Raw genomic sequence first — 17,461 nt, forward strand, 5'->3', positions numbered from 1 at the left:
ACCTTAAACTCGGATGAGTAACTTGTCCTTTTTGTGCTCATAAATACGCCCTCTGTTCATTTCACTTTCAACAATATATCGGAAATGAATTTCAAAAGATACTGTTTAAATTTCTTGGGGTATTATATTTTATACGCCACAGCAAATTTCAACCATATTATCTGAGATTGTCACACTGGATAGTCAGGAGCCTGCAGCGGGCAAGAAAAAAAAGCTCAATAAGGTATTAGACTTTGCCTGTGGTTCAGGATCATTGTTATTAAATGTACGTAATCAGCTTGGAAATCACGGCATTGGTAAAATTTATGGGCAAGAAAAAAACATTACTACTTACAACCTTGCTCGGATGAATATGCTGTTGCATGGGGTGAAATATTCTGAGTTTGACATCCATCACGGTGATTCATTAGTTAATGACTGGGACATACTCAATGAAATGAATCCCGCTAAAAAACTGCAATGTGATGCGGTAGTTGCTAATCCCCCGTTTAGTTATCGTTGGGAGCCTACTGAAGTTTTGGGCGAGGATTTTCGCTTCAAAAGCTATGGTCTGGCGCCTAAGTCTGCGGCAGACTTTGCCTTTTTACTGCATGGTTTTCATTTCTTGGGTGATGAGGGAACAATGGCGATTATTTTGCCTCATGGTGTACTGTTTCGTGGAGGTGCAGAATCTCATATTCGCACTAAGCTCTTAAAGGATAATAATATTGATACTGTGATTGGTCTACCTGCCAATCTATTCTTCTCAACAGGGATCCCTGTTTGTATCCTTGTATTGAAAAAATGCAAAAAGCCTGATGATGTTCTTTTCATTAACGCCAGTGAGTATTTTGAAAAAGGTAAACGACAAAACCGTTTATTGCCAGAACATATAAATAAAATTGTTGAAACTTATCAATTTCGTAAAGAGGAAGAGCGTTATTCAAGATGCGTTTCTATGGAAGAAATCAAAAAGAATGACTACAACTTAAATATCTCAAGATATGTGAGCACTGCCAAGCCTGAGGAGAAAGTTGATTTACAAGCAATTAATAAATCTCTTGTCGATATCGAAAAAAATATTATTGCATCAACGATTAAGCATAATAAGTTTTTAGAAGAGTTGGGCTTGCCGCCATTGCCAATAGAAAAAAGTTAATAAAAAGATGCAGAGCAGTTTGTACCCGAATTAAAAAAACCATAAGATATCAAAAAATTAACGTGCGCAAACTTCCAAACCACTGAAGAAGAAAGCCACTTCAACAGCAGCGGTTTCTTGAGCATCTGAGCCATGAACGGCATTAGCATCAATGCTATCAGCAAAATCAGCACGAATCGTGCCAGCAGCGGCTTCTTTAGGGTTTGTTGCACCCATTAACTCACGGTTCTTAAGAATAGCATTTTCACCTTCTAATACTTGAATCATCACAGGACCTGAAGTCATGAATTTTACAAGGTCATTGTAGAAAGGACGCGCTTTGTGCACAGCGTAAAACTCACCGGCTTCAGCTGTTGATAATTGCTTCATTTTAGCAGCAATTACTTTAAGACCTGCTTGTTCAAAGCGCGAGTAAATTTGACCGATAACATTCTTAGCAACTGCATCAGGTTTGATAATCGAAAGTGTTCTTTCAATAGCCATGTGTATTTTCCTTATTTTTTATTTGATAAAAGACCTCGGCATTATATACACACATTAAGCTATTTTATAGTGTTTATGACATTGAATTTCGTGGGTGTATTTTAGTAATTAATTTTTCAAAACACTTCGCTCTTGTCTGTAAAAATTTTGCTTTTAGCAGGGGTGTTAGCTAGTCTAGGTAGTTAATTAATTAATAAATAAAACAACTTCAAGAGTCTGTATGTTTTATTTTGTAGATTATTTAAAATATTGTAATGACATTGTGGACAATTGATTTTGTGAGATTCATTATATGCAGGTCTTGAGAGATGGAGTTTTCTTGAAAGATGGAGTTTATCAAAAATAATGGAGAAAAAATCAATGAAGAAGATTATGGGACTAATTTTGTCTGGTGTATTACTAAGCTCAACGTCAGCATTTGCAGGACTTACATTAAGCAGCTCAAACCCTGAGTACAATACACAAACCGTCAAAGTTAAATGTACTGATAGTGCGGGAAAAGTGCTTGCAGACAGGAATGCTATCGTTGGTCAAAACGTTGCTTGGTTTTTGGTTAAGGCTGGATTTTTAGCTGGTGGCACGGTTGGACACTGTGTTTTCACATACACTAAGACTGGAGCAGAAATGGGTGAGGGTGATGTGTCATTATCTGGAGTTTCTGAGGGTAAAGTCAGTAATGTACAATCAGGTGTTGGATTTAATGTGACGGTATCACCTGATCAGACAGCTTTTCATAGTGATGTCACCATATCAATAAGCTAATCGGTATAAGAATTACTTTCACAGATAACCGCGGTTTCAAATATGTTAAAAAATATTATTTATAAAGCAACAGCGCTGTCTTTAGTAGCGCTGAGCCCATATGCCTCATTTGCTAGTGCATATCAAATTTTTGAACAGGATGCAGCAAGCCTTGGTACGTACCATGCTGGTTCAGCAGCACAGGCAAACGATGCATCAACACAGTGGTATAATCCTGCGGGCATGGTTAACCTGAAATCGCAACAAATCAGCGTGGGTGGTGAGCTTGTTAATACAAATATAAGATTCACTGGGACTCAGCAAAATGTAGGGCAAATGGCGTCAGGCAATCCAGAACCTGTTAATGGCGTTAATGGAGGAGGGTTGACCCCTGTGCCAAATATACATTATGTCTTGCCATTTGATCGTTGGGCATTTGGTATTGGAATTGTGGCACCATTTGGTGCAGAAACTGACTATGGTGATTCCTCACCATTAAAGTATTCAGGGACTAAAACACAGCTTCAAGTTATAGATATTACGCCAGCAATAGCATTTAAGGTAAATAAATACCTCTCATTAGGTATTGGTGCGGATATTGCTTATGTCACAGGCGAATTTGATAATGCTTTTGCCTACGTTAATCAATCTTTTCAACCTGTAGATATCAATGTAAAGAATAAGGGAGATGCTTTTACGTTTGGTTTTCATACGGGCGTGTTGGTTAATTTTAATGAGTCTAATAGGATTGGCTTGACATATCATTCAAAGATGACTGCTGACTTAAAAGGTTCAACAACGATGTCTGGTGATACGTCCGGTGTTGTTTTAAATCCACAAACTCCATATACATCTGGCGATAATTTTAGCACGGAGATTGTTTTGCCAGCTTGGTGGGATTTGGCTTATTACATTAAGGCGACATCTGATTTGGCTTTAATGGCTTCAGCTTCTTATACGCAATGGGATTCAGTCAATAATGTAACGCTTAAGAATGTAGTCACACCCTTTGGAACGCAGAATTTTCAAGATGTTATTATTCAGCAAGATTTCTCAAATACGTGGAATTTTGCGATTGGTGCGACCTATGATTTGACACCAAAGTGGATCTTAAAAGCAGGGGCTGGATATGATATGACACCAACGAATGACCAATATAGAAATATACAGATACCGGATCAAAGTAGGTTTATACTCGCAACTGGGGTTGAGTACCGAGTGCTGAAATCACTCTCTATTGCCTTAAGTTATGCGCACTTCTTTGTCCAAAGAGCTTCTATTGATAACACTCAAAATATTACTGACACCTATCAAACGACGAAGGGTTATGTTCAGTCCTCTGCCGATCTTCTTGGATTGCAGTTGAAATGGATTATTTAAGTTTGTAAATTTATTTTATTTTATGAAATTCTGGTGTAATCTTGCTTATTGCGCATAGGATGTATGCGTCTAGCAATGGATAATATCATTAAGGAAGAATCATGAAAAAGAAACTATTTATCAGTGTAATATTAGGATGTGCATGTATGAGTTATGCCTATTCTGAGGATTACTGTAGTGCAATTTTAAACCAAGCAAGAACCTGGAATGATAGTGGGAGTATTATCAAGGCAACAAAAACCATTGTCTTTCCGATTACGTGTAATTACAGCGGTAATGATCTTAATGTCAGAAGCACCCCTATTTCGGGCACTAATGACGAAGCTGTAATAGACATTCAACTAAAAAAACATGGGTTGGTATGCCCAGATGCCGATGGGCAGTTCAAGGTAACCTGCCGCAATAATGTGATTACTTATATCCCATCGTCTTTGGTATTTAGTATTTTTAATGCACCGGTTGGAAATTTGCTGCTTAATCTGTCAAAAAATAATGACAGGTATGAAGCTAGCGGTACAGGCAGTGCGGAAGGCGCAAGCTTAAATATTGATTTATTTTCAAATACGCAGTACTTGAATGCAAAGCTTATGCAAGCACTAAGAAGTGAATAACTAAGTGGCTAAAACATAGTTGGTTGGCAATAAGGGATATTCGGGTCAAGCCCGAATATGACGACCTGGATTCATTCTCGGATACTCGTATTAAGTCAGTGTATGACTTTCTTGTCTGAGAATCCAAACAATACCTTATGCTGTTTGCATAAGTACTTCAGCTTAGATAGTTCTCACCATTAAAAGCGCTGTGAGTAGGTTTGGGCAGTGACAAAACTATTATCCGCAGCTTTTGCCGTATCATCAGACAAATTAGCATGATAACCTGCGATACGCGCGCTATTACCTTGGTTTTTGACATCAAACTGGTAAACAATACCGTTAATCTCACAACTATATTTTGTCGTGCATTGGATATTGCCAAACACACCACCAAGTGCCTTAATCGTTTGTGCGTAGTTATAGTTATGCATATGAATGACGTTATTCATTGTGGTGTGATTAAGTGCTAGGTATTGATTATAATTACTTTGTAGTTCAGCTTTTAAGTTCTCTGAGATTTTCTTGTAAGCCTGAAATTTAGCAAAGAAAATAAAAGCCATATACAGTAAGACACCGGCGATAATGAGTAGCACCAAAATGGCAACGGTTTGTTTGCCACTAGAAGTCTTTTTATTTGGTTGTAGTAGTTTCTCGTCCATTAGTTATCCTTAATTATTAGAGTTACATGCTTTTTCTATTACAACACCCCGCCTCGCAAGCTTGGCACCCCTCTTGCAAAGAGGGGAATAAAATTACCGTTGCCTAATTCCCCTCTTTGCAAGAGGGGTGGCAGCCGTAGGCTGACGGGGTGTTTATAAAATCATCGTTTTTTCTAAAGCGTGTAACTTCAATTAGTTAATACCAAAATATTTATTATAAAGTGCATTGATTTCTTGCCAACGATTATCATCATAAGGTAAAAGATTAGATGCCAAGTAATCGCGTTCGCTATTAAATGAAATCTCATCACCATCAGCAGCGTAGACTGCCAAGATCTTAAGACGAATATTTAAATTCTTAGCATCGCTATTTAGCGCTTCTTGTAAGAGGGCTTTAGCCTGAGCAATGTCATGCGTTTCAATTAGCTCATCTGCCTTTTTAAGGAGATCCACAAGTTCATCTTTGGACTTCTTCTTGGTAGTCTTTTTATCATTTGATGGGTTAACTGGTGTGTCAATATTAACTTTGATCTCAGGCTGTTTGGCATAAAACTGTTCTTTTAACTGGCGTTTATCGTCAGTTACTCGAGATGACTTACGTTTATAGCGGCGACGCCATATCAACAGGGAAATAATGATAATTAATAGAATAATATACCATTTACTACCATCGCTTTTTGTTTCAGTAGTGACAGTGGTCTGTGCCTCATTGGTCGTCTGTGATTGATCGTCTGTATTTGCCACAGGAATCACAACACCTTGTTGCGTGTTTTCGCTGGTATTATCTATTGAGTCATTAGTACTGCTAGGTGTGTTGTCACTAGATACTACTGCAGTCTGCTGATTATTATCAAGAGCGGGTGCATTGGTATTTGCATTCGCTGGTGCAGCAGAAGTGTTCGATGCTTTAACAGTCGGCGCAGTCTGAACTGGAGTAGGTGCAGGTGCAGGCGCTTTGGGGGTGAGGTATTGCGTGTGTCTTAGGTTATAAAGCTTTAATCCATCTTCAAGCTCAGCCTTAGTGCTTGGAATTAAAAGCTTCTGATTAACATTGACAACATTGTCATTAATTGAAGGGTTTTCTTTGGCATTGATCCCTTTGATTGCAGCGATCATATCTTTGTTAGGAATGCCAGAGATACTGTATTTACTGGCAATGCGCCATAATGAATCACCGGATTTAACGGTATAGGTGGTAATCGCAAAGCTCGGCATTGCAAATGCTGCAGTCATTAGAGTAAGTGATTTGAGATAAAGTCTGGTACTTTTTTTCACAGCCTCTCCTTAATATAAGTCATCAATCTAAGGCGTGATTGTAATCGAAAATGGCAGCAATGACTATACGCTAAGCTTAATATGTTTCAAGCGCACACCTACCAAGAATAAACAAGCAAAGTAACTAAAGATGCCAACACCTATGATCATAGACAAATGTAAAACACGCGTTTTAAAGCTAAGTGCTAACCAATAACCTATATCCTGTTTAAGATAATACAAAACTAAAAACATAATACTTGCCGCGATAATGGCTCTGACAATAAGCGTGAATGTCGCAAGGTCAAGGTGCACATGGGTGATACGTTTTAGTGCTATATATAATAGCAATGCATTGATAGCTGCGGTAACCGTTGTTGAGATGGATAATGCTAGATAACCTAAATGATGCGTTTTAAGAATTAAGATTAATAAGATATTGCTTAGAATATTACAGATAATGCAGATCACACCAATCTTTAATGCTTCTTTGGTGTGCCCTTTGGCATAGAGTGCTGAGATAAATACTTTGATAAGCACAAAAGCAATTAGTCCAATAGCAAAACAGATCAAGGCACGTTGCGATTGAATGACATCAAAGGCGCTAAATTTGCCATATTGGAATAGCGTAATTAGAATCGGTGCAGATAGTACGCTCATCGCAAAGGCTGCAGGAATGGTGATAATAAGGCTCAATTTCATGCCCCAGTTAACGATTTGACTAAAATCATGTGCTGAGGTCTTGATATTACTTAATTTTGGCAAGATGGCAGTGGCAATGGCAATGCCAAAAATTCCTAAAGGAAACTGATTTAAGCGATCAGGATAATATAGCCATGATAAGCTGCCAACGGCTAGAAATGAGGCAAAAATAGTGTCAAGCAATAAGCTGATTTGCACAACTGAGGCACCAAGAATGCCGGGTAATAGTGATTTTAATATGCGCTTTAAATGGTAACTGGGTTTGCGTAAACTCAGTGTGAGTTTAACATTTAATCGTTGTACACATATGAATAAAATGACACTTTGAATGAATCCTGCGATAAACACACTCCAAGCAACAGCATAAATCGGTGCTTTAAAGTACGAGGCACTTAGAATAAATCCAATCATGCAGACATTTAGTATGCAAGGCATAAGTGCTGGGATATTAAAATGCTCATAACGGTTCAGAAGTGCCGAGAAAAGGGCGGAAATGGAAATGAAAAACACATAGGGGAACATGATTTGTAGTAGCTCTTTGGCAAGGACAAATTGTGTTTGATCATGATAAAAGCCAGGGGCGAAAACCATCACCCAAATGCTGGCAAAGATAATGCCTGTTAATGAGATCAGAAAGCTTGTTAATGCAATAATGTTGAGTAAGGTGGAGAATAAGTAATTTAAACGTTTATGAGATGACTGTTTGCTTAAACTTGGCACAAGGACTTGTGTGAGTGATCCCTCGACAAACAAGCGGCGCATAAAATTAGGTACGCGAAAGGCAACTAGAAAAGCTTCCATTGTCGCTGTGGCGCCAAAGTATTTAGCAAAAAGCATATCGCGAATAAATCCCAAAATACGCGATATCAGTGTGATGCTACTGAGCAAGAAAGTAGATTTAAATAAAGACTTTTTTTGCTTGTTCAATTTTATAACATTAGCTTTCGCATTTTTGCCTGTGATTGTAGGGGGTAATGACTAGGAGGTCAAAAAAAACTGTATTGTAATATTCCCAAAAGTCTTTGATGGTTCTATACTTTTTAGTGACTTACGTAAACTAGAGGTGATCATGATGGCAAATGTCAGATTTAATGCAGAAATACAAGATAGATTGGCTTATCTAGCCAAAGAAACTGGTAGAACAATCTCTTACTATATTCGTGAAGCTGTTGAGTCCAAAATTGAAGATTTAGAAGATATTTATCTCGCTGAAAAGGCATTAGAGGATCTTAAAGCAGGACGCAGTTCTGTTGTAGCATGGGAGTCGATAAAAAAGGGAAATAACCTATAATGTGGAGGGTTGTTTTTGACAAGAAAGCAGAAAAACAATTCAATGGGTTGGATGCGCAAGTTAAAAAAAGAATCGCTAAATTTATTGATGAGAGGTTGATTCCCTCTAGTGATCCTCGGGATCTGGGCAAGCCGCTTGTTGGTAAATCGTTTGGTAATCATATTCGCTTTAGAATAGGCGATTATCGCTTAATTTGTGATATACAGGATCAAGAAATTACCATTTTAGTTTTGCGTATTGGGCACCGTCGAGAGATTTATCGTGGCTAATTTAATTGATAATGTCAAAATTGCAATCAATAAAGGGATTGTGCGATCGCTCGTGCAGCTTAAGCTGCTCGGGTGAGGTGGGGGTAAGCGAATTAAAACTTTGCATTACCTGGTGTGCGTGGAAATGGGATCACATCACGAATATTTGGCACACCAGTGATATACCCCAATAGACGCTCAAAACCAAGACCAAAGCCACAATGTGGTACTGTGCCATAACGACGTAAATCACGATACCAATATAAACCTTCAGCATCAACACCGGTTTCAGCAATGCGCTGATCCAGTATCTCAAGACGCTCTTCACGCTGACTGCCACCGATAATCTCTCCAATACCAGGCACCAAGACATCCATCGCTGCAACGGTTTTATTATCATCATTTAAGCGCATATAAAAGGCTTTGATGTCTTTTGGATAGTTCATTAAGACGACAGGGGATTTGAAATGCTCTTCACATAAAAAACGCTCATGTTCAGACTGTAGATCTAAGCCCCATTCAACCGGGTAGTCAAATGCCTTGTCACAAGTTTTTAAGATCTCAATGGCATCAGTATATTCAACGCGGATAAAGTCATTATTAACAACAGAGTTTAACTTATCTAGCAAGCCTTTTTCCATAAACTGGTCAAAGAACTTTAGATCATCTTGGCGCTCTTGCATAATGGTTTTAATCACTGATTTTAAGAGTTTTTCAGCCAAGTCAGCATCATCATTGAGATTAGCAAAAGCAAACTCAGGCTCAACCATCCAAAACTCAGCCAAATGACGTGAGGTATTAGAGTTTTCCGCACGAAATGTTGGACCAAAGGTATAGACTTTGGATAATGCCATACAATAGGTTTCGACATTTAATTGTCCAGAAACGGTTAGGAATGTCTCACGACCAAAAAAGTCTTGGGTGTAATCGATCTTGCCTTGATCGTCTTTAGGTAAGTTCAACTGATCTAATGTTGAAACACGAAATAACTCACCAGCGCCTTCACAGTCATTTGACGTTAAAATGGGCGTATTCACCCAGAAAAAACCTTCATCATTAAAGAAGTTATGAATGGCATTGGCTAAGGTATGACGCATACGAGAAACTGCACCGATCAAATTAGTGCGCACGCGTAAATGCGCATGTTCTCTTAAGTGCTCCATGGTATGGCGCTTAGGTGAAACCGGATAGGTTTCAGGGTTATCAATCCAACCATGAATAATCACTTCATCTGCTTGGATTTCAACACTTTGTCCTTGACCTTGTGATGCGACCAATGTGCCCGTTACTTCAAGCGCACAGTCCTTAGTTAGACTTAAGATCTCTGATTGGTAGTTAGTAAGTGTGCTTTCAGCAATTGCTTGAATGGGATCAAAGCATGAGCCATCGTGAATGGCAAGAAAAGAAAGTCCAGCTTTTGAATCACGACGGCTTCTTAGCCAGCCTTTAACGGTGACTTTTTGCCCAATAAGACTTGGTGTAGTAAATAGCGCCTTTGCGGTATGTGCTTGTGTCATATTTGTTTTTACCTTTTTTACCTATATTAACTATTTATTTTATTTCTTTAGCATGACTGTTTACTGCATAAGGTGTCTGCCATTTAGGACATATGCAATACGCCCCTACGTGGGTCATGTTTAATATAATCTAACCAACTGGAGTTACGAGCTTTTACTATTTCAACACCCCGCTTCGTAAGTTCGGCACCCCTCTTGCAAAGAGGGGAATATAAAATCACCGTTGCCTAATTCCCCTCTTTGCAAGAGGGGTGGCAGCCGGAGGCTGACGGGGTGTTCATAAAATTAGAGCTTTTACTAAAATGCATAACTCCAGTAACTAAAATTTCGCAAGCGATTATAACGATATTTGAACCTAAGCGGTAGAACAAGATTGCAAATTGGCGTGAAGACTGAGATAAACACTATAAAATACTTGATGACTAATATATACTTTAGCGCAATTTTGATGTGATGAATGTGGATAATCGCTAATGCTTAGTTTTCAGGATATTATTTTCAAACTTCAGCAATATTGGGCAGAAAAAGGTTGTATGATCGTGCAACCATTGGATATGGAAGTAGGTGCGGGTACCTTTCATCCGGCAACTTTTTTAAGAGCAATTGGTCCTGAAAGTTGGAATGCTGCTTATGTTCAGCCATCACGTCGCCCAACCGATGGTCGCTATGGTGAGAATCCTAATCGTGGACAACATTATTATCAATTTCAAGTGGTGATGAAGCCATCACCGAAAGAATTACAAGAGCTATACTTGGGATCATTGCGTGTTTTAGGTATTGATCCCTTAGAGCATGATATTCGCTTTGTTGAGGATAACTGGGAGTCGCCTACCTTAGGTGCTTGGGGCTTAGGTTGGGAAGTTTGGGCAAATGGTATGGAAGTGACGCAGTTTACCTATTTCCAACAAGTCGGCGGCTTAGAATGCAAACCCGTTACTGGTGAGATTACTTATGGACTTGAACGCTTGGCAATGTATTTGCAAAATGTTGATAGCATGTATGATTTACTGTGGGCAAATACAGCAATGGGTCCTGTGTATTATCGCGATGTGTTTCAACAAAATGAACGCGAGATGTCACAATACAACTTTGAAGAAGCCGATGTTGAGCACTTATTTAGCGAGTTTGATTTTCTTGAGAAAGAGAGTGCGCGCCTTTTAGAAAAAGGCTTGGCATTACCCGCTTATGAGATGATGCTTAAGGCGTCACATACTTTTAACTTGTTAGATGCGCGTCATGCAATCTCAGCCACTGAGCGCCAGCGCTACATCTTACGTGTGCGCACACTCTCACGAGGAGTCGCTGAAGTGTATTACAAAACCCGTGAGGAACTTGGGTTTCCAATTTTGAGTAATGTTTAAAGCGAAAACCCATCTGTTTTACGATTAAAAATATTACGATGCTTTTGCGCTTCTTTTTTTTGTGATTGCGAACGTGTTGGGAAGTCACGATCGTAGTTGGCAAGGAAATCACCTGCATTGCTGACGTATTCACGTTGCTTTTTATTGTCAAAAAGGTGCAGCATTTTAAGAATAATGGACATAACTTATCTAAGTTGTTGTTTCTATTTTGTTGGCGATTATACTAGAATGCCTAACAAAAACCTATACCATGTACAACCGTAAGGCAAATTTATGCGCCCAGGCCCTATTTTTAAAGTATTAGGCATGTTGCTGATGTTCTTTAGTTTGACGATGTTGACACCGATCATCGTTAGCTTGGTTTATCATGAACATAATAGCGAACCTTTTTTATCGAGCTTTTTAATCACATTGATCTCAGGGCTTGTCTTTTGGGCACTTAGCTCAAAGTCAAAAAAGCAGTTGACGGTTAAAGATGGGTTTATTGTCGTGATTGCCATTTGGTCGGTACTGGGTTTTTACGGGGCTATTCCCTATATGCTATCAAATGGCTTACATCTGAGCTTTTCCGATGCGGTATTTGAATCGATTTCTGGATTTACGACGACAGGAGCTACCGTCATTCATGGTCTTGATTCATTACCTAAGAGTATCTTGTATTATCGCCAGCAAACGCAGCTTTTAGGTGGTATGGGGATTATCATTTTATCTGTGGCAATCCTACCGATGCTTGGTGTTGGCGGTATGCAGCTCTATCGCGCTGAAGCCAATGGTCCGTGGAAAGAGAATAAGTTAACCCCAAGAATAGCCGATACTGCCAAAGTACTATGGGGTATTTATCTCTTGCTTGTTGTGCTATGTATTATCAGTTACAAACTTGGCGGTATGAATTGGTTTAATGCGATCTGTTATGCCTATTCAACGATTGGTACCGGTGGTTTTGCGCCAAGTGATGCATCAATGAGTGGTCAAACGCCATTGATTTACTCGATCTGTATCTTTTATATGATGGTTAGTGCGACAAGTTTTGCACTGCATTTTACCGCATTTAAGCGCTTATCACTTAAGGTCTATTGGCGTGATCCTGAGTTTCGCGCTTATATCTTTTTTGCTTTTTCGATGATTGTGATTGTTGTATTAACATTGATCTCGCAAGATGTAACAAAGAGCAATGATCGTGCGTTTTGGGATGGCTTATTTCAAGTCGCATCATTTGTGTCAAACACAGGATTTACTGCCGATTCAAACTATCATTCATGGCCATTATTCTTGCCAATTTTATTAATGGTTATCGGTCTTATTGGTGGATGCGCGGGTTCAAGCTCGGGCGGACTTAAGATCGTGCGCGCGGTACTCTTAAGAAAGCAGGCCTTTCGTGAAGCAAGGCGCTTGGTGCATCCTGCGGGCGTTTTTCCCGTGAAATTTGGCAATAAAGTCATGTCAGAAACCGTCATGAGCAGTGTTTGGGGCTTTGTTGCTGCTTATTTTATTTTGTTTGTGATCTTATGGCTATGCATGATGGGTGTCGGAATTGATTCGGTAACGGCATTCTCTGCTGTGGCAGCAAGCATCTCGAACTTAGGTCCTGGTCTTGGGCAAGTTGGGGTGAATTACGCTACCTTACCGACTGAGGCGCATTGGATCTTGAACTTTGCGATGCTTTTAGGACGCTTGGAGGTCTTTACTATTTTAGTGTTATTCACCCCTGATTTTTGGCGCAGATAAACTAGGACATCGGTTGTTGTATGGTGTTGTATTTTTTAAGCTCTTCAGCATCAATCATTCCGCGATTAAAGAGTTTGGTTAATGCCTGCTCTAAGGTTTGCATGCCTTTGTTTTGACTAGTTTGTAGGACATTGTAAAGCTGAGGAATTTTATTCTCGCGAATAAGATTACGCACGGCTGTATTCGCGATGAGGACTTCATGAGCTGCAACGCGTCCACCTTCTTTTTTACGAATAAGCCGCTGAGCAATAACGGCTTGTAAAGACTCTGAGAGCATCGAGCGGATCATTGGCTGCTCGTCCCCTGGAAAGACATTGATAATCCGATCAATCGTTTTAGGTGCTGATGAGGTATGCAAGGTGGCAAATACCAAGTGCCCCGTTTCAGCGGCGGTTAACGCGAGACGAATGGTCTCAACATCACGCATCTCGCCAACCAGAATATAATCTGGATCCTCGCGCAGTGCCGCACGTAGAGCTGCATTAAAGCTTAAAGTATCACGTTTAACCTCACGTTGATTGATGAGGCATTGCTGTGATTTATGGGTAAACTCAATAGGGTCTTCAATCGAGATAATATGCCCTTTTTCGGTTTTGTTAATATGATCAATCATCGCTGCAAGTGTCGTACTCTTACCACTGCCTGTGGGACCGGTGACGACAATCAGTCCATGTGGTTTATGCATCAATTCTTTGAAAATATCAGGTGCTTCAAGCTCATCCAATGTATAAACACTTTCAGAAATCACGCGAAAAACAAGTGCACTGCCGCGATCTTGTTTAAAGGCATTGACCCTAAAACGTGAGTGAAGCTCCGGCAAATGGATAGAGAAATCATATTCTAAGTTTTTTTGAAAATGTTGATACTGCTCTGCGCTCATGACTTCATGTAAATAGCTCTCAAGGATTTCCTCAGTTAATAGCTCATCACTAACAGATTCAATATGTCCATCGATACGCAGTTTAGGTTTAGCGCCACTAGAGAGATGTAAATCCGATGCCTTTTTGCTAATACAAAGCGATAATAATTCCGTAAGGTTCATGTTAAGATATCCTTCTTACTAACTATACCCTCTAAGACTATAGCAGATGAATCATGATCAAGAAGTGCGATTGCGACAAAATTTATCAAAGCTGCAACAACGCATTGAGTCATTGGCTATTAAGAATAGTACTAAACCAAAACTATTAGCCGTATCAAAGAAACAGTCTATTGAGGCGGTGCGTGTGATTTACGATGCGGGTATACGCGTTTTTGCTGAGAGCTTTGTACAGGAAGCAATTGACAAGATCCCTGTATTGCCAAAGGATATCACATGGCACTATATTGGACGCTTACAGTCAAATAAGCTTAAAAAAATCGCGCAATATTTTGATTGGCTGCATACGCTTAGCAGTATTGAACATGCTCAAAAATTACAGCGTCACTGTGTCGAGCTTGATAAAGCAATGCAGGTGCTGATTCAGATTAATGTTGATCTTGAACCACAAAAATCAGGTATTATGCTTAATGATAGCGATGCAATTGAGTATTTAGTTGACTATATTGTCAAATATTGCCCTAATCTCAAACTTCAAGGTTTTATGTGTATGCTTGAGGACACTGGAGAGTATGATAAGGAGTTGGCAAGCTTTCATAGGCTTGCTCAGTGTAAAGACAAAATAAACCAAAAATTTAAGCTTAATCTGCAAGAGTTATCGATGGGCATGAGTGGTGATATGCCCGCAGCGATTGCTGCAGGTAGCACGATGCTGCGTATAGGCAGCACTATTTTTGGTGCGCGTTAAATTTTTGGTAGTGTGGTTTTATAGCATATTTGCTTTTATGATGCTAAATCAAAAATGACTAAAATTGACGTATATTGCAAGAATTGCAATTCAGCAAAAACAGTTAAAGCAGGAAAAAACCAATTAAAATCGAACTCAGTTGGAGTACAAAGGTATCGCTGTCAGATTTGTGGTAAATATTTTCAAATGACTTATAAAGCCATAGGACGTTTACCTGAAATGAAAGAGAAAATCGTTGATATGTGTAGTAATGGGAGCGGTATTCGTGATACAGCTCGTGTATTGAAGGTGAGCACAAAAACAGTGATAAACACGATAAAAAAAGCTTGTAAGTTGCTAAAATGGGCGGATTAAACTAGTTAACGCAACACACAAAAGATTGAGCGTAAATTTTTGACTTTTAGAACCAGAATCGAGTGACTTGCTAGAAAAAGCATTTGTTTTTCAAAAACTGAGCTAATGCATAACACGATCATTGGTCTTTATATCAATCGAGTTGAGTGGGGATGAAACATATAAAATGCTAAAGTATCACACCACCCATTAAATCACCCGATCAGTTGGTATATATACATTCGCATACCAATAACAATAAAAACTTTATTTTTTGAACATTATGTATAAGCATAAGACTGATTCATATAAGTCAGTAGTTCCCGCTGAAAAACTCTCTGAAAGCCTATGGTTGAAAGGTTTATTAGAAAAGAGATTACGAAAATCATTTTCTGGAGACCTTGATTTATCTAGTCTTGAGAGGTTAGTGGGAATTGCTGCATATAAGTTAATCATGTAGGCAATTAATTTGTTCTATTAAAAGATATATTGACTATTAAAGGAGTTACTATGATTAAATATTTACGTTCAATAATATATTTTGTATTTTCGGCATTGTTATTAATTGCTTACTCGTCGTCGTATTCTGATGAAAAATATGAGATTAATAAAAAAAGTATTGTTTTAGGTGCTTTAAAATTTCCCTCACATGCAGCTAGTTTTATTGCTTATGAGAAAGGTTATTTCAATGATGAAAATTTATTGATTAAGTTTAAATATTATGACAGTGCTTATTCTATGGCTAATGCTTTAATTTCAAAAGATATTGATTTTGCTATTACCGCAATAACTCCTGAGCTTGTTAATAATGCCATAGGCGCAAATGAGAGTATTAAAATATTTGGAGGCATGCTTAAGGAAGACGAGAAAAACAGTCAACTAATTTTATCTTCTACAGAATCTTATAAAAATGGTTTAAATAGTATTAAAGCTTTCAAAAACTACAATGATACATTGTTTGGAGTAACAAGCAAAGGATCAACTTTTCATTACATGGCATATAAAATTTATGAAAGTCTGGGAATTAAAAATTTACCGATAGTAGTACTGAATGATGTAACTACTATTAAAGAAAAATTAAAGAAAAATGCAATTTCTTCTATGACTATAATATCAGGGATAGGAAATGAACTGATAGATAACAATGAGGCAAAAGCTATAGGAACAATATTTGATATAATTCCAAATTACCAAATTACAGTAATGTTTACATCAAAAAAATTGCTTGATAATGAACGTAAAATTGTTAAGAAATTTAAAAAAGCTATTAAAAAAGGTGCTCGTGATTATAATCACGCATTCATTGATCAGATGAGTACTGAAAAAGAAAAATCAGAAATTGTCCTTATCTTAAAGAAATATATTTATCCTAATTTATCACAACAAGAAGCAGAAAAAATGATTGAAAATGGGGCAATGAGACTAACTCCTAATAAGAGGATTAATATGGATAGTATTGATGATCAATTAAAGTTCTTTGAAAATGAGGGATTAATTCCCAATGACGTTAAGTCTAGTGATATTGTTTCTGATCTATAATGTAAATGGTTATCAAATTTATTAAGTAATTATATTTAACCTATATCAATAGATAGAGAGTTGTTAAGTAATAAATACAATACTCACCTTAAAAAGTCTGCAACATTTGTATTGAGCCACTCTGACAACTGCGTCTATAAAAAGATTGGGGTGAAAAAGCCTAAAAGGAGATGGGAATTGAGCATTGTTAAAAGTTTGGCTAAAGCGAAGATGGAAAATAAAAAAGTAGAATTACACACCAAAGGCGGAGAAAAGCTTATAGGTATTGTGTTGAGTTTATCAGATTCAAAAGTCACTATTTTACTTGGTTATAGTGCAAAACGTGATTTTTTGATTAGTCATCTAGTGTCGGTTGACATATTAGATGAAAAAATAGGAGTGTCTTTATAAGAAGTGGTGTGATCATTCTATTTAAAGACTGCTCTCAAGCATCCATCTATTTTTTTCATAGATAGAAATTCGTCCGATAATAAAATCAGTGGTTACTTCATCTTTGATTTCTTGAGCAATTTTTAAGGCAAATTGTAATGTTTTATTCTACCCCAAAGTGTCAATACAGTTTTTTAAAAATTCTTATTCCTACACATGTCATGCAACCTGCAATGTTTTTTGCGCCTGACTTTTAAAGTCAATAGCACCTTCTTTGTACACGTTCATTGGTTTTTTGTATCCCAAACTTTCATGAAATCTACGGTTATTATAAAAATCAA

The 17,461-nt window shown here is 38.1% G+C and carries 19 protein-coding genes; 12 read left to right on the forward strand and 7 right to left on the reverse strand.

Going from position 1 to position 17,461, the window contains the following annotated elements; all coding sequences use genetic code 11:
- Positions 1–124: 124 nt before the first annotated feature.
- Positions 125–1,138, forward strand: coding sequence for a type I restriction-modification system subunit M (locus DNJ75_RS12575; RefSeq protein WP_224742357.1), 1,014 nt, complete (start codon positions 125–127; stop codon positions 1,136–1,138).
- Positions 1,139–1,195: 57 nt separating this feature from the next.
- Here the strand turns inward: DNJ75_RS12575 and ndk are convergent, their stop codons facing one another.
- Positions 1,196–1,621, reverse strand: coding sequence for a nucleoside-diphosphate kinase (gene ndk, locus DNJ75_RS12580; protein ID WP_117003810.1), 426 nt, complete (start codon positions 1,619–1,621; stop codon positions 1,196–1,198).
- 360 nt (positions 1,622–1,981) lie between these two features.
- Here ndk and DNJ75_RS12585 point away from each other — a divergent pair, with 360 nt between their 5' ends.
- The 3 genes from DNJ75_RS12585 (at position 1,982) to DNJ75_RS12595 (ending at position 4,353) form a co-directional block, all read left to right on the forward strand.
- On the forward strand, positions 1,982–2,383 hold the full coding sequence (locus DNJ75_RS12585) for a hypothetical protein (protein WP_117003811.1): 402 nt from the start codon (positions 1,982–1,984) through the stop codon (positions 2,381–2,383).
- Positions 2,384–2,425: 42 nt separating this feature from the next.
- The gene (locus DNJ75_RS12590) at positions 2,426–3,742 is read left to right on the forward strand and encodes an OmpP1/FadL family transporter (RefSeq protein ID WP_117003812.1); all 1,317 of its coding nucleotides are present in this window, start codon (positions 2,426–2,428) and stop codon (positions 3,740–3,742) included.
- A 101-nt stretch (positions 3,743–3,843) separates the two neighbouring features.
- Entirely contained in the window at positions 3,844–4,353 is a 510-nt protein-coding gene (locus tag DNJ75_RS12595; RefSeq protein WP_117003813.1) for a hypothetical protein, read from the forward strand.
- A 179-nt stretch (positions 4,354–4,532) separates the two neighbouring features.
- On the opposite strand, the gene DNJ75_RS12600 is transcribed toward DNJ75_RS12595, so the two are convergent.
- The 3 genes from DNJ75_RS12600 to murJ all read right to left on the reverse strand — a co-directional run bounded on the left by DNJ75_RS12600 (position 4,533) and on the right by murJ (position 7,877).
- Positions 4,533–4,994, reverse strand: a complete 462-nt coding sequence (locus DNJ75_RS12600; RefSeq protein WP_117003814.1) for a hypothetical protein — start codon at positions 4,992–4,994, stop codon at positions 4,533–4,535.
- A 192-nt stretch (positions 4,995–5,186) separates the two neighbouring features.
- Entirely contained in the window at positions 5,187–6,269 is a 1,083-nt protein-coding gene (locus tag DNJ75_RS12605) for a type IV pilus assembly protein FimV (protein WP_117003815.1), read from the reverse strand.
- A gap of 63 nt (positions 6,270–6,332) precedes the next feature.
- Positions 6,333–7,877 carry a murein biosynthesis integral membrane protein MurJ gene (murJ, locus tag DNJ75_RS12610; protein WP_157968333.1) on the reverse strand — a complete coding sequence of 515 codons (1,545 nt, stop codon included), beginning with the start codon at positions 7,875–7,877 and terminating at the stop codon, positions 6,333–6,335.
- Between the two features lie 145 nt (positions 7,878–8,022).
- Between murJ and relB the strand changes: the two genes are divergently transcribed.
- Together relB and DNJ75_RS12620 are read left to right on the forward strand one after the other, a co-directional pair.
- Complete coding sequence (relB, locus tag DNJ75_RS12615; protein WP_117003817.1) at positions 8,023–8,241, forward strand: type II toxin-antitoxin system RelB family antitoxin; 219 nt, start codon at positions 8,023–8,025, stop codon at positions 8,239–8,241.
- On the forward strand, positions 8,241–8,510 hold the full coding sequence (locus DNJ75_RS12620) for a type II toxin-antitoxin system RelE family toxin (RefSeq protein ID WP_117003818.1): 270 nt from the start codon (positions 8,241–8,243) through the stop codon (positions 8,508–8,510). Before relB ends, DNJ75_RS12620 begins: the two co-directional genes overlap by 1 nt.
- A 92-nt stretch (positions 8,511–8,602) precedes the next feature.
- Here DNJ75_RS12620 and asnS read toward each other — a convergent pair whose 3' ends face one another.
- Entirely contained in the window at positions 8,603–10,006 is a 1,404-nt protein-coding gene (gene asnS / locus DNJ75_RS12625) for an asparagine--tRNA ligase (protein WP_117003819.1), read from the reverse strand.
- A gap of 473 nt (positions 10,007–10,479) precedes the next feature.
- Here asnS and glyQ point away from each other — a divergent pair, with 473 nt between their 5' ends.
- Positions 10,480–11,367: a glycine--tRNA ligase subunit alpha gene (gene glyQ / locus DNJ75_RS12630; protein WP_117003820.1), complete on the forward strand. Its 888-nt coding sequence runs from the start codon at positions 10,480–10,482 to the stop codon at positions 11,365–11,367.
- Here glyQ and DNJ75_RS12635 read toward each other — a convergent pair.
- Positions 11,364–11,549 carry a CBU_0585 family protein gene (locus DNJ75_RS12635; protein ID WP_117003821.1) on the reverse strand — a complete coding sequence of 62 codons (186 nt, stop codon included), beginning with the start codon at positions 11,547–11,549 and terminating at the stop codon, positions 11,364–11,366. The genes glyQ and DNJ75_RS12635 overlap by 4 nt on opposite strands.
- Before the next feature lie 91 nt (positions 11,550–11,640).
- On the opposite strand from DNJ75_RS12635, the gene DNJ75_RS12640 reads away from it, so the two are divergent.
- Positions 11,641–13,092: a potassium transporter TrkG gene (locus DNJ75_RS12640; RefSeq protein WP_117003822.1), complete on the forward strand. Its 1,452-nt coding sequence runs from the start codon at positions 11,641–11,643 to the stop codon at positions 13,090–13,092.
- A gap of 1 nt (position 13,093) precedes the next feature.
- Here the strand turns inward: DNJ75_RS12640 and DNJ75_RS12645 are convergent, their stop codons facing one another.
- On the reverse strand, positions 13,094–14,134 hold the full coding sequence (locus DNJ75_RS12645; protein ID WP_117003823.1) for a type IV pilus twitching motility protein PilT: 1,041 nt from the start codon (positions 14,132–14,134) through the stop codon (positions 13,094–13,096).
- A 46-nt stretch (positions 14,135–14,180) separates the two neighbouring features.
- Between DNJ75_RS12645 and DNJ75_RS12650 the strand changes: the two genes are divergently transcribed.
- The 4 genes from DNJ75_RS12650 to DNJ75_RS12665 all read left to right on the forward strand — a co-directional run bounded on the left by DNJ75_RS12650 (position 14,181) and on the right by DNJ75_RS12665 (position 17,141).
- On the forward strand, positions 14,181–14,879 hold the full coding sequence (locus tag DNJ75_RS12650; RefSeq protein ID WP_117003824.1) for a YggS family pyridoxal phosphate-dependent enzyme: 699 nt from the start codon (positions 14,181–14,183) through the stop codon (positions 14,877–14,879).
- Positions 14,880–14,933: 54 nt separating this feature from the next.
- Positions 14,934–15,233 (forward strand): IS1 family transposase, encoded by a 300-nt coding sequence (locus DNJ75_RS12655; RefSeq protein WP_206609111.1) that lies wholly within the window; start codon positions 14,934–14,936, stop codon positions 15,231–15,233.
- 489 nt (positions 15,234–15,722) lie between these two features.
- A complete protein-coding gene (locus DNJ75_RS12660; protein WP_117003825.1) occupies positions 15,723–16,751 on the forward strand; it encodes an ABC transporter substrate-binding protein in 1,029 nt (342 codons plus the stop codon).
- A gap of 177 nt (positions 16,752–16,928) precedes the next feature.
- Positions 16,929–17,141, forward strand: coding sequence for a hypothetical protein (locus DNJ75_RS12665; protein WP_117003826.1), 213 nt, complete (start codon positions 16,929–16,931; stop codon positions 17,139–17,141).
- The last annotated feature ends 320 nt before the right edge of the window (positions 17,142–17,461 follow it).

The organism is Cysteiniphilum litorale, from assembly GCF_003428165.1.
Taxonomy (GTDB): Bacteria; Pseudomonadota; Gammaproteobacteria; order Francisellales; family Francisellaceae; genus Caedibacter; species Caedibacter litoralis.

Coding starts and splice junctions, on each gene's coding strand:
- ndk (WP_117003810.1), bottom strand. CDS start 1,621: ATGGCTATTGAAAGAACACTTTCGATTATCAAACCTGATGCAGTTGCT.
- DNJ75_RS12585 (WP_117003811.1), top strand. CDS start 1,982: ATGAAGAAGATTATGGGACTAATTTTGTCTGGTGTATTACTAAGCTCA.
- DNJ75_RS12590 (WP_117003812.1), top strand. CDS start 2,426: ATGTTAAAAAATATTATTTATAAAGCAACAGCGCTGTCTTTAGTAGCG.
- DNJ75_RS12595 (WP_117003813.1), top strand. CDS start 3,844: ATGAAAAAGAAACTATTTATCAGTGTAATATTAGGATGTGCATGTATG.
- DNJ75_RS12600 (WP_117003814.1), bottom strand. CDS start 4,994: ATGGACGAGAAACTACTACAACCAAATAAAAAGACTTCTAGTGGCAAA.
- relB (WP_117003817.1), top strand. CDS start 8,023: ATGGCAAATGTCAGATTTAATGCAGAAATACAAGATAGATTGGCTTAT.
- DNJ75_RS12620 (WP_117003818.1), top strand. CDS start 8,241: ATGTGGAGGGTTGTTTTTGACAAGAAAGCAGAAAAACAATTCAATGGG.
- asnS (WP_117003819.1), bottom strand. CDS start 10,006: ATGACACAAGCACATACCGCAAAGGCGCTATTTACTACACCAAGTCTT.
- glyQ (WP_117003820.1), top strand. CDS start 10,480: ATGCTTAGTTTTCAGGATATTATTTTCAAACTTCAGCAATATTGGGCA.
- DNJ75_RS12635 (WP_117003821.1), bottom strand. CDS start 11,549: ATGTCCATTATTCTTAAAATGCTGCACCTTTTTGACAATAAAAAGCAA.
- DNJ75_RS12640 (WP_117003822.1), top strand. CDS start 11,641: ATGCGCCCAGGCCCTATTTTTAAAGTATTAGGCATGTTGCTGATGTTC.
- DNJ75_RS12645 (WP_117003823.1), bottom strand. CDS start 14,134: ATGAACCTTACGGAATTATTATCGCTTTGTATTAGCAAAAAGGCATCG.
- DNJ75_RS12650 (WP_117003824.1), top strand. CDS start 14,181: ATGAATCATGATCAAGAAGTGCGATTGCGACAAAATTTATCAAAGCTG.
- DNJ75_RS12655 (WP_206609111.1), top strand. CDS start 14,934: ATGACTAAAATTGACGTATATTGCAAGAATTGCAATTCAGCAAAAACA.
- DNJ75_RS12660 (WP_117003825.1), top strand. CDS start 15,723: ATGATTAAATATTTACGTTCAATAATATATTTTGTATTTTCGGCATTG.